Origin of the sequence: Metamycoplasma buccale (assembly GCF_046774455.1) — a bacterium.
In the GTDB taxonomy this organism is placed as follows: domain Bacteria; phylum Bacillota_I; class Bacilli_A; order Mycoplasmatales; family Metamycoplasmataceae; genus Metamycoplasma; species Metamycoplasma buccale.
In genome coordinates, this window is sequence record NZ_CP177249.1 from 443,516 (window position 1) to 460,783 (window position 17,268).

Annotated in this window: 14 protein-coding genes and 9 tRNA genes; 20 read left to right on the top strand and 3 right to left on the bottom strand. The window is 26.3% G+C overall.

Annotation, left to right across the window (positions count from 1 at the left end):
• The first annotated feature begins 63 nt into the window (after window positions 1–63).
• Window positions 64–852, top strand: coding sequence for a tRNA1(Val) (adenine(37)-N6)-methyltransferase (locus ACLFP3_RS01900; protein ID WP_412031290.1), 789 nt, complete (start codon window positions 64–66; stop codon window positions 850–852).
• Between the two features lie 2 nt (window positions 853–854).
• Window positions 855–2,402 carry a methionine--tRNA ligase gene (metG, locus tag ACLFP3_RS01905; protein ID WP_412031291.1) on the top strand — a complete coding sequence of 516 codons (1,548 nt, stop codon included), beginning with the start codon at window positions 855–857 and terminating at the stop codon, window positions 2,400–2,402.
• A 26-nt stretch (window positions 2,403–2,428) separates the two neighbouring features.
• Here metG and ACLFP3_RS01910 read toward each other — a convergent pair whose 3' ends face one another.
• The gene (locus ACLFP3_RS01910; protein ID WP_412031292.1) at window positions 2,429–2,962 is read right to left on the bottom strand and encodes a hypothetical protein; all 534 of its coding nucleotides are present in this window, start codon (window positions 2,960–2,962) and stop codon (window positions 2,429–2,431) included.
• A 159-nt stretch (window positions 2,963–3,121) separates the two neighbouring features.
• Window positions 3,122–3,216, bottom strand: a tRNA-Ser gene (locus tag ACLFP3_RS01915).
• 78 nt (window positions 3,217–3,294) lie between these two features.
• Between ACLFP3_RS01915 and obgE the strand changes: the two genes are divergently transcribed.
• The 10 genes from obgE (at window position 3,295) to ACLFP3_RS01965 (ending at window position 6,508) form a co-directional block, all read left to right on the top strand.
• Window positions 3,295–4,566 carry a GTPase ObgE gene (obgE, locus tag ACLFP3_RS01920; protein ID WP_412031293.1) on the top strand — a complete coding sequence of 424 codons (1,272 nt, stop codon included), beginning with the start codon at window positions 3,295–3,297 and terminating at the stop codon, window positions 4,564–4,566.
• A gap of 338 nt (window positions 4,567–4,904) precedes the next feature.
• Window positions 4,905–4,981 (top strand) — tRNA-Pro (locus ACLFP3_RS01925).
• A 6-nt stretch (window positions 4,982–4,987) separates the two neighbouring features.
• Window positions 4,988–5,064, top strand: a tRNA-Ala gene (locus tag ACLFP3_RS01930).
• A 4-nt stretch (window positions 5,065–5,068) separates the two neighbouring features.
• Window positions 5,069–5,145 (top strand) — tRNA-Met (locus tag ACLFP3_RS01935).
• Window positions 5,146–5,175: 30 nt separating this feature from the next.
• Window positions 5,176–5,252, top strand: a tRNA-Ile gene (locus ACLFP3_RS01940).
• Between the two features lies 1 nt (window position 5,253).
• Window positions 5,254–5,346: transfer RNA gene (locus ACLFP3_RS01945), tRNA-Ser, on the top strand.
• Between the two features lie 6 nt (window positions 5,347–5,352).
• Window positions 5,353–5,428 (top strand) — tRNA-Met (locus tag ACLFP3_RS01950).
• A 1-nt stretch (window position 5,429) separates the two neighbouring features.
• A tRNA-Asp gene (locus tag ACLFP3_RS01955) sits at window positions 5,430–5,506 on the top strand.
• Between the two features lie 4 nt (window positions 5,507–5,510).
• A tRNA-Phe gene (locus ACLFP3_RS01960) sits at window positions 5,511–5,586 on the top strand.
• A 109-nt stretch (window positions 5,587–5,695) separates the two neighbouring features.
• On the top strand, window positions 5,696–6,508 hold the full coding sequence (locus tag ACLFP3_RS01965; protein WP_412031294.1) for a PQ-loop domain-containing transporter: 813 nt from the start codon (window positions 5,696–5,698) through the stop codon (window positions 6,506–6,508).
• On the opposite strand, the gene ACLFP3_RS01970 is transcribed toward ACLFP3_RS01965, so the two are convergent.
• A complete protein-coding gene (locus tag ACLFP3_RS01970; RefSeq protein WP_412031295.1) occupies window positions 6,509–6,880 on the bottom strand; it encodes a YigZ family protein in 372 nt (123 codons plus the stop codon).
• Between the two features lie 37 nt (window positions 6,881–6,917).
• Here ACLFP3_RS01970 and ACLFP3_RS01975 point away from each other — a divergent pair, with 37 nt between their 5' ends.
• The 8 genes from ACLFP3_RS01975 to ACLFP3_RS02010 all read left to right on the top strand — a co-directional run bounded on the left by ACLFP3_RS01975 (window position 6,918) and on the right by ACLFP3_RS02010 (window position 17,255).
• A complete protein-coding gene (locus tag ACLFP3_RS01975) occupies window positions 6,918–7,805 on the top strand; it encodes an RluA family pseudouridine synthase (RefSeq protein ID WP_412031296.1) in 888 nt (295 codons plus the stop codon).
• A 60-nt stretch (window positions 7,806–7,865) separates the two neighbouring features.
• Window positions 7,866–8,807, top strand: a complete 942-nt coding sequence (locus ACLFP3_RS01980; protein WP_412031297.1) for a hypothetical protein — start codon at window positions 7,866–7,868, stop codon at window positions 8,805–8,807.
• Window positions 8,808–8,816: 9 nt separating this feature from the next.
• A complete protein-coding gene (locus ACLFP3_RS01985; protein WP_412031298.1) occupies window positions 8,817–9,905 on the top strand; it encodes a hypothetical protein in 1,089 nt (362 codons plus the stop codon).
• 160 nt (window positions 9,906–10,065) lie between these two features.
• A complete protein-coding gene (rpsL, locus tag ACLFP3_RS01990) occupies window positions 10,066–10,482 on the top strand; it encodes a 30S ribosomal protein S12 (protein WP_412031299.1) in 417 nt (138 codons plus the stop codon).
• A 27-nt stretch (window positions 10,483–10,509) separates the two neighbouring features.
• The gene (gene rpsG / locus ACLFP3_RS01995) at window positions 10,510–10,980 is read left to right on the top strand and encodes a 30S ribosomal protein S7 (protein ID WP_412031300.1); all 471 of its coding nucleotides are present in this window, start codon (window positions 10,510–10,512) and stop codon (window positions 10,978–10,980) included.
• A gap of 23 nt (window positions 10,981–11,003) precedes the next feature.
• Window positions 11,004–13,097, top strand: coding sequence for an elongation factor G (fusA, locus tag ACLFP3_RS02000; protein WP_412031301.1), 2,094 nt, complete (start codon window positions 11,004–11,006; stop codon window positions 13,095–13,097).
• A gap of 186 nt (window positions 13,098–13,283) precedes the next feature.
• On the top strand, window positions 13,284–14,570 hold the full coding sequence (locus ACLFP3_RS02005; RefSeq protein WP_412031302.1) for an MAG4530 family protein: 1,287 nt from the start codon (window positions 13,284–13,286) through the stop codon (window positions 14,568–14,570).
• 273 nt (window positions 14,571–14,843) lie between these two features.
• Window positions 14,844–17,255: a DUF885 family protein gene (locus ACLFP3_RS02010; protein ID WP_412031303.1), complete on the top strand. Its 2,412-nt coding sequence runs from the start codon at window positions 14,844–14,846 to the stop codon at window positions 17,253–17,255.
• Window positions 17,256–17,268 lie beyond the last annotated feature (13 nt).

Sequence of the window (17,268 nt, forward strand, 5' to 3'; positions counted from 1 at the left end):
ATAAAATTATATGTAATTTTTCCCATTATAAAAGGATTATTAATAGTTTATAATTAATTAATTATGAAAAAAAACATTGTTAAAAATAATTTAGGTTATGGCGGTGATCTTTTTGTTTATCAAGACAAAACAATGTTTAATTATTCAGTAGATACAATTTTATTAGGAAATTTCGTTTCAATAAATCGTAATGTTTCTAACATTTTAGAAATTGGTACTAATAATGCCGCACTTGCTATTTTTGTAGCTTCAAGAAGCAAAAAAATTATTATTGATGCAATTGAAATTCAACATGAAGCAATTTCATTAGCAAATAAAAATGTTACTTTAAATAAATTAGAAAATCAAATAAATATAATAGAAGCTGATTTTAAAAAATACTCTAAAGATTATGCTAATAAATGCGGAAATAAACTAGCAAAAAAATATTCATCTATTATTGCAAACCCCCCTTATTATAATGAAGACTTTAACCAAGTAAGAACATCTTCAACTATTTCTCAAAAATTAGCTACTCATGAAATTAATTTAAATTTAGAAGAGCTAATTAGTAATTCAGCAAAAATAATTGAACAAAAAGGTTATTTAACAATAGTTTTGCCAATTGCTAGATATATTGATTTGATTTGTTTATTAAGAAAATATAATTTCGAACCTAAGAGAATACAGATAGTTTATCCTAGAGTTAATAGTTTGCCAAAATTTTGTTTAGTAGAAAGTCGTTTTAATTCAGGATGAGGAACATTTTTTTTAAAAAACATTTATTTACATAATGAAGATATTAACGATCATAGCTATCGAGATGAAGTTAAGAAACTTTATATTCCAATTAAAGTAAAAGAAGGAGAATAGAAATGAATAATAAAAAAACATTTTATATAACTACACCAATTTATTATCCTAGTGGCAATTTACATATTGGGCATTTACTAACTACAACATTAGCATGAGTTTATAAAAACTTTAAAAAACAACAAGGCTATGATGTATTTTTTAGTACTGGAATTGATGAACATGGTCAAAAAATTCAAAAAAAGGCTGAAGAAGTTAAATTAACTCCACAAGAATATGTTAATAATGAAGCTAATAAATTTTTAGAATTATGAAAATTATTGGACATTGATTTTGATTATTTTTCAAGAACAACTAATAAAAATCATGAACAAACTGTTAAACTTATTTTTAATAAAATGCTTGAAAAGGGATATATATATAAAGGAAAATACGAAGGACTTTATTCAATAAATGATGAAGAATTTTTAACCAAAACCCAAGCTTTATTAATTGAGGGTAAATATTACCACCCTGTTTCAAAACATTTACTTCAAGAAGTTGAAGAAGAAAGTTATTTTTTCAAAATGGACTTATTTAATGAATGATTAAAATCATATTTTTTAAATAATCCTATTTTTATTACTAATAAAGCAATTACTAAAGAATTATTAAATAATTTTATTGATAAAGGATTAGATGATTTATCAATTACTAGAATTTCTTTTGACTGGGGAATTAAAATCGATAAATATGACGATCAAAAATCTCATATTATTTATGTATGATTGGATGCTTTATTTAGTTATTTAACTAATTTAAATTATTTGGAAAAAAATAATCATAATTATTTAAAGTATTGAGTAGAAGGAAATGAGATTGTTCATGTTTTAGGGAAAGAAATTAGTCGTTTTCATGCTATATATTGACCTATATTTTTAAAATCACTAGATTTAAAGTTACCAACAAAAGAGATTGTCCATTCATGAATAGTTACTCCTGAAGGTAAGATGTCAAAATCGAAAGGAAATGTAATTGAACCAATTCCTTTAATAAATAAATATGGAGCTGAAGAAGTTAAATACTTTTTTAGTTCGCAAGTTAATATTGATAATGATTTTAGTTTTAGTGAATCTTTGTTAATTAATGTTTTAAATGCTGATTTAGCTAATAATTTTGGTAATTTATTAAATAGAGTTGCTAAAATGGTAAATCAATCATTTCCCAATGGTACAAAATATGATGAAAAATCATTGTTGGAAATAGATAAAAATATTTATGAATTAGCCAATGAAACATATCAAGAGTACAAAAATAATTTGAATAATTTTCATGCTGACAAAGCTCTTAAAAAAGCAATTGAATTTAGTAGTAAATTAAATGAATATATTGATAAAAATGAACCTTGAAAATTAAAAGATAATTTAGATAGATTAAATATTATCCTAAACACCCTTTTAAATGGAATCTATTTAGTTACTTATTTATTAAGCATTGTTTTACCAAAAAAATGTGCTATTATTTTTTCATATTTAAATCAACTAAATAATGAAAAACTATTATTTCAAAATAATAAATTTGATAACGTAATTATTAATGTTAAAGAAATATTATTTCCAAGAATTAAATAATTGATTTTAATTAAAAATAAACAATATTAATCTATTATATTAGATTGTTTTTTATAATTTTCAATATCTTTTTGGTGAAAACTTTCTAACATTTCAAATTTTGATTTTGAATATTCTTCAAGAGAATTTATTCTATTTTCTAATCTTGTTAATCTATTATCAATTTCTTCAAATTTCTTTAAAACAATCTCATGAAACTTGTCGATTTCTTCAAATTTTTTCAAAACAATCTCATGAAACTTATCAATTTGTTCGAATTTCTTCAAAACCATTTCTTGGAATTTATCAATTTGTTCAAATTTATTTAGAACAACTTCCTGAAACTTATCAATTTGCTCAAATTTTTGCAAAACAATGCTTTGGAAATCTTCTGTACTTAATTTTTTTGTTTTCACTTTCTTACTATCCTTCTTAACAATTTGATAGAACAAGATATTTTCATTATCAATTAATATCTTTTTATAAATTATATCATTGTACAAATTAAAGCTACTTATAGTCTCCTTTTTGCTTATGTCATTAGACTTATCTAAATCAATAATTAATTTACTTTTATTCATTTTTACCTCTTGATATTAATTTTCGTAATTTATTAATTTATCTAAGTGAAAATGAGAAAAATTTAGGAAAGTTTTAAGAAAATAAAGGGAAAATAAAAAAATGGAACTTAAAAAAATAACTAATTAATTTAATATTGCATTTTTGGCATTTTTAATATATGGCGGGCAATGAGGGATTCGAACCCTCGCAAGTTTAAAAAAACTTCTGGCAGCTTTCGAGACTGCTCCCTTCAGCCAGGCTTGGGTAATTGCCCGTAAATATATTCATAAATTATAAATGATAACTAATTAACTTATTTATATGATTAGGCAAATTTGATAAAATTACATTTATGAAATTTATTGATGAAGTAGATATATTTGTTAAGGCTGGTAAAGGTGGTGATGGTATCATTAGTTTTCGCCGCGAAGCCCATGTTGATAAAGGTGGCCCTGATGGCGGTGATGGCGGTGATGGCGGTAGCATTTTTTTTCAAGGAGATACTGGTCAAAACACTTTATTACAATTTTATTATCAAAATAAAATTAAAGCAGATGATGGTGAAAATGGTAAACCCAAAAATGCTTATGGCGCTAATGGTAAAGATTTAATTATTAAAGTTCCTATGGGAACAATGGTTTATTTAAAAGATAAATTAATTGCTGATATTGTTGATAATCAAAAATATTTAATTGCCAAGGGTGGTATTGGTGGCAAAGGTAATAATAAATTTAAATCTAGTAGAAATACTGCACCTAGAATTTGTGAAAATGGTACATTAGGTGAATCATTTGACTTGCATTTAACTTTAAAAGTTTTGGCTGATATTGGATTTGTTGGTAAACCTAGTGCAGGAAAAAGCAGTATACTTTCGCAAATTAGTAATGCTACTCCAAAAATTGCCGATTACGATTTTACTACCTTAGTTCCACAATTAGGTCTTAGTAAATATTATGATAATTCTTTTGTTGTAGCTGATTTACCTGGCCTTATTGAAAAAGCTAGTGAAGGTAAGGGCTTAGGTTTTCAATTTTTAAAACATATTGAACGTTGTAAAGTCCTTGCTCATGTTATTGACTTTGGTTCTGATAATAAAGATCCTGTTAAAGATTATGAAATTGTCAATAATGAACTTAAATCATATAATTTAAGATTAGAAAAATTACCACAAGTAGTAATTGCTAATAAAAGTGACCTAGAAGATTATTCAAAACATTTAAATAAGTTTAAAAAAGCATATCCCCGTATTACTTTAATTGAATATTCAGCTTTATTAAAGAATAATATTGAAGAATTAAAGAAGGCTTTGTATCAAACTTTAGTTAATTCAAAATTAAATAATAATGAAATTAATGAAAACAATGAAACAATAGTAATTACCTTAGAAAAAAATCCAATAAAAATTATTAAATTAAATGCTGATACTTATGAAATTGTTGGCGATGATGTTTATAAAATATATGATAGAATTCCAGTAATTTCTTTAGACAATTTATGACGCTTAAATAGTAAATTAAAATCATTAGGTGTTTATGAATTAATCAAAAATCAAGGTGTTAAAAATGGAAACACTATTAAAATTAAAGACTTTGAATTTACTTGGGATGATAGTCAATATATTTAATTTAGGAATAAATACTTAATTTATGGAAAAAAATCCAATTGAAGTAAAAGGATTATTAAAAAATATAAAAAATTAGTATAATGAATCATTATCAAAACCATATCATGATCAATTTTTATTTTTAGTTACAAACTTGATATATGAGTAATGTTTTAATATTAAGTATTAGTTCAATTTTATTTTCCTCATTACTATTAATTTTTTACCATAAAATTTTGGATATAAAAAAGCATAACCACAAGATTAATGATAATAAAAAGTAAGTTTTTTAAATATTTGTTTTTTTAGTAGCAATTAGTAAAATTTATATATAATAATATAGCATTAACGCAAAGCGTGGAGAAGTAGCTCAGTTTGGTAGAGCGCTTGGTTTGGGACCAAGTGGTCGCAGGTTCAAATCCTGTCTTCTTCACCATTTTACGGGGGGGTAGCTCACCTGGCTAGAGCGCCTGCCTTGCACGCAGGAGGTAGAGGGTTCGAGTCCCTTCCTCTCCACCATTATGGCACTGTAGCTCAGCTGGTTAGAGCGTCCGGTTCATACCCGGAAGGTCAAGAGTTCGACTCTCTTCGGTGCTACCATATGCGTTTAGGCTTAACGGGCTAAATTACGGACCCATAGCTCAGTTGGTTAGAGCAACCGGCTCATAACCGGTCGGTCACAGGTTCGAGTCCTGTTGGGTCCACCATGGGCAATTACCCAAGCCTGGCTGAAGGGAGCAGTCTTGAAAACTGCCAGGGGCTTCACGGCCCGCGGGGGTTCGAATCCCTCATTGCCCGCCAGTATATAGCGGAGTAGAGCAGTCGGCAGCTCGTTGGGCTCATAACCCAAAGGTCATTGGTTCAAATCCAATCTCCGCAACCACGGTCCAGTGGTAAAGTGGTTTAATACGCTTCCCTGTCACGGAAGAGATCGCGGGTTCAATTCCCGTCTGGACCGCCATTATGGCTCTGTAGCTCAGTTGGTAGAGCAACGGACTGAAGCTCCGTGTGTCGCTGGTTCGATTCCTGCCGGAGCCACCATTTCAGAAATGACTAACACCTAAGGGTGTTTTTTATTTTTTAAATTATTAGATTTAATAAAATTAAAAAAAGAATAAAAATAAATAAAAAAAGTATAATTAAATACGCTATGTTAACACCATTAGAAATTGCGATTCAAGTGTTTGGTGCACTTGGTGCTATCATGACAATTTGTTTAGGAATTCCCCAACTAATTAGATTGAAAAAAACAAAAAACACAGGCAAAATTAATTTTGCAGCTTTTTGAGTATTTTATTATGGAATTTTAGCTTGATTAATATTAGGAGTATTTACTTCAAGTGAAAATTCATGATATATATTTTTAGCTAATTTTACTTGTGTTTCAATTATGTCATTTACAATGTTTTACTTGTATTATTATTATCAAGAAAAAACCAAAAAACAAATGTTAAGAGCAATTATTGGAATTGCTTTTAATCAAATAATTTCTTTTACTTTTTTATCATTATTCTTTGTAACTGTTTATCAAAAAATAAAATTTGGAGCTTTTTATCCAAAAAATAGTATTATTCCTACCTTACCTGCAAATGTACAATTAATAATTGGTTTAATTTGTCCATCATTTACAACATTAGCATTTTTACCCGGTTTAATTATAAGTATTGTAAAAAAACAACTAAGTGGCTTAAGTCCATGAATGGCTTTAACTTATATGTTTAATAATACTTGATGAATTTTTTACTTTGCTTTAAATATTGTTAATGCTCAAAGGCCAGATGCTAATGAAGCAACCAAAGAAAGCATGCGTGGTTTTATTGGTGGCCTTGTTTGACAATTAATTGCTATTTCAGTTTATACATTTCAATTTGCTTATACTTATTATGTTGATCAAAAGCAAAAGAAATTATTAAAATCAGTAGAAACTTTACTAAACAAAGATTCTACTTTAGACAAAAAATAGTTATTTTTGGTTTTTAGAAACATATTCATCAATTTCCATTTTTGCTGAAGTTAAATAACTTCTTAATAAGTTACTTTTTCCTAATTCAATTCCTCCAAAATATCTAACAATTAAAATTATTTTGTTAGTTATTTTTTTATTTTCTAGTAATTTATAAAGTGGTTTTCCGGCTACTCCTTGTGGTTCTTTATCATCGCTATAACCACCACTTTTTATGTTATTTAAATCTAAAATATAAGCATAAACGACATGTTTTGCTTTTTTGTGTTCATTTTTTAATTTAGTTATTATTTTTTTAACATCTTCTTTTTCTTTAATATCAAAAATATAACTAATGAATTTAGATTTTTTTATTTCATAAATGTTAGGCATTAAGTTAATTATATTTGATTTTGTTATAATTAAACTTATGCTAAAAATAAATGTAAAATATGCTGAGCGAATTGATAAATATATTGCTAATAATTCCGAAATAACAAGAAATGATATTCAAAGTTTGATTAATGAAGGAGCAGTGTTTGTTAACAATATTAAAATTAATAAAAATAAATACATTGTTAAAGAAAATGATGTTATTGAAATCACAAAAGTAATTGATAAACAAGTTAATATTAAAGAACAAAATATCGCTTTAGATATAGTTTACGAATGTGATGATTATTTAATTATTAATAAACCATCAGGCATGGTAGTTCATCCAGCTCCAGGTCATCATGAAAACACTTTAGTTAATGCTTTAATGTATCATTTTAAAAATAATTTAAGTAATGTTAATGGTTTATTAAGATTAGGAATAATTCATCGAATTGATAAAGATACAAGTGGTTTATTAATAGTTGCTAAAAATAATAAAGCTCATAATTATTTTGCTTCACTTCTAAAAAATCATGACATAAAAAGAACTTATTGTGCTATTGTTGATGGCATTATTGAAAATAAAGTTTTACATTTAAATTTACCAATAGGAAGAGATATAAAAAATCGTCAAAAATTTATGGTAACTGAAAAAAATTCTAAGGAAGCTTATACTATTATAGAAGTACAAAAATATTTAGAAATTAATGGACAAAAAAAGACTTTAATTAAATGCAATTTAAAAACAGGAAGAACACATCAAATAAGAGTACATTTAGCATATATTAAACATCCTGTATATGGTGATCCTATTTATAATAAAAAAATTGATGATTTTAATCAAAGATTGCATGCTAAAGAATTATCTTTTGTAGATAATAATGGTATAGAAAAACATTTTGAAATTCCTTTACCTCAGCAAATGGAAAAGGAGATTTCCTAAATATCTGGCTAAAAAAATATTTTTTAAATATAATATTTAATAAAATAAAGGAGAAAATTTATGTATCCAAACAACGAAATACCAAATCAAGTTGAATATAAATCAACTAAGGAAATGTTTGAGGCAAATAATAAAGCTAAATATTTAATATGATTTGTTTTATTTGGCATTATGCTTTTTGTAATGTTAATTTTGCAATTAACTGGTTATTTACATTTAATTATTAAAAGAGATGATTATTTGAAAATGTATGAAGACTATTTTATAAATGAAAAAGCTAGCAATCCTGCAAGTTTCGCCAATATTAAATTTAGAAATAATGTTATTTCTGGAACTTTTATAACTTTAGTGTTTTTAGCAACAATCATTTTATATTTCATTTCATTCATTAAATGTTTAATTAAAAAAGACTATTCACAACATTCAATGATTTTGACTTTTTCTTTACCTATTGTTTTTATTTTCATTCTTTTAAATTTCCTTTTTTCAGGGTCTGGATATTGAAACATTCAATCAAAAGATGTTGCTAAAATAATTTCAATAGTTAATAGTACTTTATTTTTAATTTCTTATCTTGCATTTTATTTACAAATCAGAAGAATAGTAAGAAAATTTGCTTTATTAAAAGCATATTTGGCAGCCCAACAAGCAAACAATATGGATATTAATAATTCTTCATTTGATACAATGTTCAACCAAGTTTATATGAATTCAGAAAATAATGTTGTAACTAATGCTCCTCAAACTAGTAAAAGCAATTTATACCGCCAAAAATTAGAACTTTTAGATGATGCACAATTAAAAGCAATGGCAGAAAAATTAAGTATTTATGGTTCAGCAGAATTTTCAAGAGAACAATTGATTGATAAAATTGCTTTAATTTTTGAAGAAAAAGAAATGAAAACTTCTTTTGCTCAAAATAATGAAAATGACAACAAAACTACTGAAGAAAACAAAAAAGATAATAATGATTTAAATAAAAATGATAAGGATATCAATTAAGGAGAAAAAATGCCAGGTTCTACTCCCACTCAAAGTAGTTGACAAAAATCAAATTTATGAATGATTTTATTTATTGTTTTCTTCATTATTGCATTATATTTATCTATTAAATTCGCTATTAATTTTAAAAGAAGCATTAAAAAAACAAAAACTATTTTAAATAATCATCTTGTTATTCCTTATGTTCAAGGATTTACACCAAAAAGTTCAGCATTTTTCAATTTTTTAATGATTAATGGTTTTTGTTTGATTTTACTTATTATTTTGCCAATCCAATTTGCTAAAACATTTAAGCAAGAAGGATTCGGAAATTCTTCTATTACTTATTTAAGTATTCTAATAACCATCGCTATTCTTTTAATATCATTTGATTTGTCAATTCTTATTATGTTTTTACTTTCTTTTAAAGAAAAACAATATGTAAAAAATAATCAATTATTAGCAACTTTAAATAATTTAAAAACTACAAATTTGACTACTAAAGAATTTCCAAATGAAATTAAACTTGATGTTAAAAAAATGGATGAAATAAATAATTTAGGCACTAAAGTAATTGCCAAATTTATGTTAGATTACAATAAAATGAGTGATTTTTCTTTAAATAAAAGATATAAATCAATTTATTTAGATCAATTATTTAAAATATCTTATTTTCATGAATCATTAAATTTTATTGAAAAACAAAAATCAGAAGAATCTAAATTACTTTCACAAAGTAATGTAACTAGTGATAATGATATTGATAAATTAAACAAAGTAGAAACAGAAATTGCTTGAATGGATAAAGCTGATAATAAAGCAAAAATCTTAAAAGAAACAGAAAATATTTCTAATTCTTTTTCTTCTAAAAAAGAGTTTGATAGTAAATATGAAGAATATTTATATACTATTAGATCACAAGATCCAATGTATGCTAGCGTTCAAAGAAATAGTTGAGTAACATACCGTGATAGTGATATTGAAAATTTATTTTATAACCCAAACTTTTCAGTAATTTATAGTTTAGATAATGGTAAAAGTACTCAAGAAAAACCATTACAAGAATTTTTAGATGAATATAAAAATTATTTAATTAATAAGTTTTATTCTCTAATCTAACCAAACAAATTAAACGTTCTTAGAAAAAACTAAGAATGTTTTTTTATTAAAAAAATATTTTTTTGTTGAACACCGGTTATGTTGTTATATAATAGTTATCGTATTTTGATAATTTAAAATACCAATTGTATTTAAAAAAATAAAATGAAAGGAAAGAAAAATGCCTACAATTAGTCAACTAATTAATCATGGCCGTAAAGATAAAACTACTAAATCTAAAGCTCCTGCTTTAGGTATGATGTATAACTCTTTACTAAAAAAAGAAAACTCAATTCCTAGTCCATTCAAACGTGGAGTATGTACTAGGGTTGCTACTATGACCCCTAAAAAACCTAACTCAGCTATTCGTAAATATGCCCGTGTTAGACTATCAAATGGACAAGAAGTTACTGCATATATTCCAGGTGAAGGACATAACCTTCAAGAACACTCTGTTGTTTTAATTCGTGGTGGAAAAGTAAAAGATTTACCCGGAGTTAGATATACCATCGTTCGTGGAACTCAAGATGCTGCTGGTGTTGAAAAAAGAAAACAAGGCCGTTCTGTATACGGAACCAAAAAGCCTAAGGCAAACTAATTGCTAATTAAATATTAAGGAGAAAAAATGTCAAGAAAAGCAAAAACCCCGGTAAGAGATGTCTTAGCCGACCCAATATTTAATTCAAAAATAATTACTAAATTAGTCAACACTATTATGTTAGATGGTAAAAAATCTATCGCTGAAAATATTTTGTATAGTGCTTTTGAAATTATTAAAAATAAAACTCAAAAAGAACCAATTGAAATTTTCAATTTAGCATTAGAAAATATTAGTCCACAATTAGAAGTTAGATCAAGAAGAGTTGGTGGAAGTAACTACCAAGTTCCAGTTGAAGTAAGTGGAAAAAGAAAACAAACACTAGCTTTAAGATGACTTATTCAATATGCAAGATTACGTAATGAAAAAACAATGGAAGAAAGATTAGCAAATGAAATAATTGACGCTTCTAATAAAGTTGGTGGTGCAATTAAGAAAAGAGAAGACACTCACAAAATGGCAGAATCTAATAAAGCATTTGCTCACTTTAGATGATAGAAGAATAGGGATAGAAAGATATTATGTCACGTGAATATAAAATAGAAGACTACCGTAATATTGGTATTATGGCACATATTGATGCCGGTAAAACTACTACTACTGAAAGAGTGCTTTATCATACAGGTAAAATTCATAAAATTGGTGAAACCCATGAAGGTGAAAGCCAAATGGATTGAATGATTCAAGAACAAGAAAGAGGAATCACTATAACTTCTGCTGCTACAACAGCTTATTGAAAAGGTAAAAGAATTAATATTATTGATACTCCAGGACACGTAGACTTTACCGTTGAAGTTGAACGTTCTTTAAGAGTTCTTGACGGTGCAGTTGCTGTTTTGGATGCTCAAAGTGGAGTTGAACCACAAACAGAAACTGTTTGAAGACAAGCAACTAACTATAATGTTCCTAGAATTGTTTATGTAAACAAAATGGATAAAGCTGGAGCAAACTTTAAAGCATCAATTGAATCACTTAGAAAATTATTAGGTGCAAATGCTCATGCAATTCAATTAAATATAGGTGAAGAAGCACAATTTTCAGGAATTATTGATCTTGTTGAAATGAAAGCTTATCAATTCGATGGTTCAGTTGAAGAAAACATGACTGAAATTGAAATTCCTAGTCACTTAAAAGAAGAAGCTTCATTATTAAGATCATCATTAGTTGAATCATTAGCAGATTATGATGAAAAAATTATGGAACTACTTTTAGAAGAAAAAGAAGTTTCAATTGAACAAATTAAAAATGCAATTAGAAAAGCAACTATTTCAGCAAATTATTTCCCAGTAGTTTGTGGAACAAGTTTTAAAAATAAAGGTGTTAAATTAATGTTGAACGCTGTAGTTAACTATCTACCTAGTCCAGTTGACATCCCTCCAATGAAAGCTTATCAAGGTGAAAAAGAAATTCACATTCCTGCAAGCGATGAAGAATTTTTCTCTTCATTAGCATTTAAAGTTATGAATGACCCATATGTTGGTAACTTAACTTTCTTTAGAGTTTATTCAGGTGTTTTAACAAAAGGTTCATATGTTATAAATTCAACTAAAGGTGAAAAAGAAAGAGTTGGTAGAATTCTTTTAATGCATGCTAATAGTCGAACTGATTTAGACGAAGTTAGAACAGGAGATATTGCTGCAGCTGTTGGTCTTAAATCAACAACAACTGGTGATACTCTAATTGATGAAAAACATAAAGATATTGTTTTAGAAAACATGAATTTCCCTGAACCAGTTATTTCTCAAGCACTTGAGCCAGCTTCAAAAGATGCCTCAGAAAAACTTTCTTTAGCATTACAAAGATTAGCAACAGAAGATCCTACATTTAAATATGGTACTGATGAAGAAACTGGTCAAACAATAATTTCAGGAATGGGAGAACTTCACTTGGATATTATTGTAGATAGACTAAAAAGAGAATTTAAAGTATTAGTAAATGTTGGAGCTCCTCAAGTTTCATATCGTGAAACTATTACTAAATCTGCTGAAGTTGAAGGAATGCATAAAAAACAATCTGGTGGTAAAGGACAATATGGCCATGTTTGAATTAAATATGAACCAAATCCTGATAAAGGTTTTGAATTTGTTGACAAAATTGTTGGTGGTAAAATTCCTAAAGAATATATTAAATCAATTGAAAAAGGATTGAGAGAAAAAATGGCAATTGGTATTTTAGCTGGATATCCAATGATTGATATAAAAGCAACATTATTTGATGGTTCTTACCATGAAGTCGATAGTTCTGAACTTGCTTATAAAATAGCTGCTTCTAAATCACTTACTAAAGGTCGTGAATTATTAGGAACAGTTTTATTAGAACCAATCATGGATGTAGCTGTAGTTGTTCCTGAAGAGTTTTTTGGTGATGTTATGGGTGATATTTCAAGACGTCGTGGACAAGTTAGAGATAATGAAACTAGAAATGATGGCGCTCATGTTATTAAAGCATATATTCCATTAAGTGAAATGTTTGGTTATGCTACTGAACTTAGATCAATGACAACTGGTCGTGGAACTTATCAAATGTGATTTGATCATTATGAAAAACTACCTCGTAATTTAGCAGATGAAATTATTAAAAAACGTGGTGGTAAATTAGCAAAAGATGAAGATTAATAATTTTCAGATTCTTTATCCAAGTTACAAGACTTGGATTTTTTATTAATTAAGTTTTTTAACTTAAATAAAACTATAATTTAATTAGCGAATAATTATTAAAATGAGAAAGAAATGATTGAAAATATAAATATAAAACCTGTAAAAAAATATAAAAATAGGCAATTGAATGGTGGTTATTAAATAATGTTTTCAAAAGAATTCAATGAATTAATGGATTTAGGAAAAAAGCGATACATAAAAAAACAATATGTATTAATTTTTGTATTAAAAATTCTTTTATTATTAGTTTTGACTTATGCTTGCCTTTGAGTTGTCTTAGCCATTCAAATAGGATTGGAAAGCAAAAAATATAAGGGTATATATCATGCTATTGTAGGTGTTTGTATAATAAGTTTTTTTGTTTTATATTTTTTCTATAAAAGCATATTAATATTAAGATTTAATTATCAATATAAAAGAAATATTTTTAAAGCCTTTTTTACTCTTAGAAAAATATTTATTCTAAATTTTAATTGAGCGGGTTTTAATAATATTTCTAATTATAAACTTAACATAATAAAACTTTTGGCCTCTCAAAATTTAGCACTTCAAGATAGTTTGTCTATTGTATTAAAACATAAATGATTTTATAGGGCAGTAAATGATTTGGAATTTATATCTATCGATAATTCAAATAACCCTATTTTATTTGATAATTTAGAAAAAACTAATAATATAGTAAAAGAATTAGCAAATGAATATTTTTATAAAATAGTAATTAATAATAACCAAAAAGTTAATATTTTAAGGCTTAAAGTTTATTTTAAAAACTTCTTTTACAAAAAGAAAGGAATTTTAATTCCTAAACATTCTTGTCAAATAGCCATGAAGATTGAACAAATATTAAAACTTTTGGTTAACTACGATATAAGTAATGAAAAAATTATAAATTCTGTTAATGACTTGGCATTTTTAATTTCATATAGAAAATCAAGTTTTAAAAAAATAAAGGAAGCATTTATTTTAAATTCTATTTCTGATTATTTTGTTAATTATTTCTTGAATGATAAAAATTATGATTTCAAAAATATTGAATATATGAATAAATTAAATTTATTTTTAACTAATGATTTGAAAGTACTTTTTGAAAATAATAATTTTAAAAAAATGCATATCTTAATTAAAACATTAATTTCTAGAATAATAGAAGATCAAACTATAAAAGAATTTAATTACAAAATAAATTATTTGCTAAAAAATAGAGAAATGTTACATTATGAATATTTAAATTTTTCTAAAGCAAGTAATAAAGAATTACCAAAATTAAAGTTACAATTTCCTAATGCAAAAGAGCGAAGTAAGTTTATTGAAGAAAAATGTTTTATTTTTAAAAATAAAAAATTATTTGCTAAATTGCCCAATTTTTTAGAAAACGATAAAAATTATTTAGATGTTAGACTTTTTCTATTAAGTAAATTAGATCAAATGTAGCAATTCAATTAAAATAAGAATTTATCTAAATCAAGTTCTTAAACTTGGTTTTTTATTTAAGAAACAAAAATTATCTTTATTTAAGCAAAAAATGATATTGCTTTATTTATTAAAGGAATATAATTTTAAATGTGTAAAACTTTTATTATAGATTAAAAGAAAGCTAAAACACAATTTTTTTATCACAAATTTAGTGATTTTAACTTTCTTAAAAAAGTAAATTAATACACAGATAAAAACAAAATAAAAAATGAGAGGAAAAGAAAAAAGCATATGCCTAAATTTAAGAATAAATTATTTTTCTTAAGTGGATTATTGCCTTTGACAATAACACCTTTAGCAGCAAGTTGTGTAAAAGTAACTCCTGAACAACAAGAAAAAGTTGCTAAAGAAATTCTAGAATTAAAAGCAGAAAAAGAAAAAAGAATGAAAGATGAAGGGCTTGAAGATTTAAAAGCTCCTACCAAAGAACAATCAGAAAAAATTGTAAAAATTTTAGATGAATTTATTGCAAAAGCAGATAAAGTTGATAAAACTGCATTGACAGCTGATACCTTGGCATGATTAAAGGGTATTAGATATAATTGAGAAATTGAAAAAGGTAACCATGAAAAAGGATTGCGTTACTTATTAGGATCATTTAATTGAGGTCCTGGTGGAACCTATGTTGCTAATGCATTTTATGGAAACATTAGACTTGAAAAAAGTGAAACAGAAGTTGCTAAGAATTGATTACAAACTTTAAAAGAAGCAGTTGACTTAAAATTAGTTCCTTCAAAAATTTTCATTAAAAATAATATTAATAATGTGTTATCAAAATTATTCTCAAAAGAACTATTAGAATTTGCAAAAGGTACAGAAACAGAAAAATCTGTTGTAGATATTATTAAAGCAAATAAAGATTTACCTAAAGAAATTATTGAATTTTATGAATATTATGCAACTACATACTATAAAGCTTCTGCTTACGGTGAAGGTGAAAATATTGATGAACTAAAAGTTTACAAGAGTAATAAATATCAAGAAAAAGAAAACACCATGGCAGTTTTGAATGGTGGTTCATATACAAATATTTATGGACTAGGATTAACTGATAAAGATTTAAATCAAAAAAATGCTGGTATTGGTTATATGCCTGGAACTCCTGGAAAATTAACAGGTGAAGATGTATATAAACAAATTCTTAAAATGAATACTACTTCAAATTTAACTCCAAAACAAGTATTTGATAAAGGATATGTATCATCTAAATCAGCTGCTGGAAATATGGAAAATGTTGCTAGAGAAGTAGCAAAATTAATTACTGGTTCAGAAAAAGGTGAATGAAAAACCAAATTTAATTACGATGATGATGGAGTTGGTCCAAATCCTGATAAAGAAATAGAAGAAACTATTAGAAAAGCAGATGGAACTATTGATTTAGCTGCATTTAATAAATGATTAAATGCTGAAGATTTCTTCTTTGGAAGAGAAGAAAAATCTTATTATACTGATGAAATTAAAAAATCATTAAGGGAAGATTCTAACTTAGAATTTGCTCGTAAAGAATTAACAAAATTCAATTATGACTTTTTAAAAAGTGATTTAGAAAAAGATAAAAAATATGGAAGCATAACTAATGAACAATTCTATTATGGTGCATTAGAAGCATTTAAGGGATATGCTCAATTTAAAGCAACTACTCAAAAATATGGCGCAGGATTCTTTGGTAAAGATGTACCTGATTATGATATCCAAACTTACAAATATGAAGATAGAGAATCTGAAGGTGTAGGCGCATATAGTTCTGAAGTTAAGAAATTTATGTTTAATGCTGACCCATACTATGGATTACCAAAATGATCAGTAACTTCATTTGCTAACCATGAAAGTATGATGGGACACCACAACCAAATAATGTATGCAGATAGACATTTAGCTAAAGTAGGTAAATATCAACTACCTAATAATACTTTTGACTATACTTCATATGCAGAAGGTTGAGCATTATTTATGGAATGATTCGGTATTGAAGCAGGATTTTATGGCACACCAGACTATACAAATAGTGATTACTATGCAATGCCAAGAGACTTTAGTTTATCTAAAGGTATAACTAGCTTCTTTACTACCACTGATAAAACTAAAATTACAGATGAACAAGTTAAACAAATAAAAGAACTTCATGGTGGTGTTTATTGAAATAAAGTTGCATCAGCAAGAACTTACACAGATGATAAACAACATGCAATCGATGCAGTTAAACTTGCAAACATGCTTCAATATTATGGTGCATTAAATGAAGCTCAATTACGTAATATGCGTTTAGCAGTTGATACTGCATATCATGGAAAAATTTCTACTACTGAAAAAGACTTCAATGGTGGAGCTTCAATTATGGAAGCAAGAAACTGAATGAAAGCAAATTCAGCTTTAGGAATTGGTGACATTACTTCTGAATCAAAACGTTACTTTAATGCTGTAGGACAAGCAACTTCATATAACTCAGGTAAAGAAGTTATGTTAGACCTATACAAAAGAGTTCAAAAGAAATTAGGCTTATCAAGAGAACAATTTGTAAATGCTAAAAATAAAGAATTTGGTGAACATGGTGAAATCAAGAAATTCTTTGATTGATTATTAAGAAACGGTGCTTTACCAATGCAAGCTTTAATAGAAGCTATTACAAAAGTTTATAACTTGTAATTTTTAATAAAAT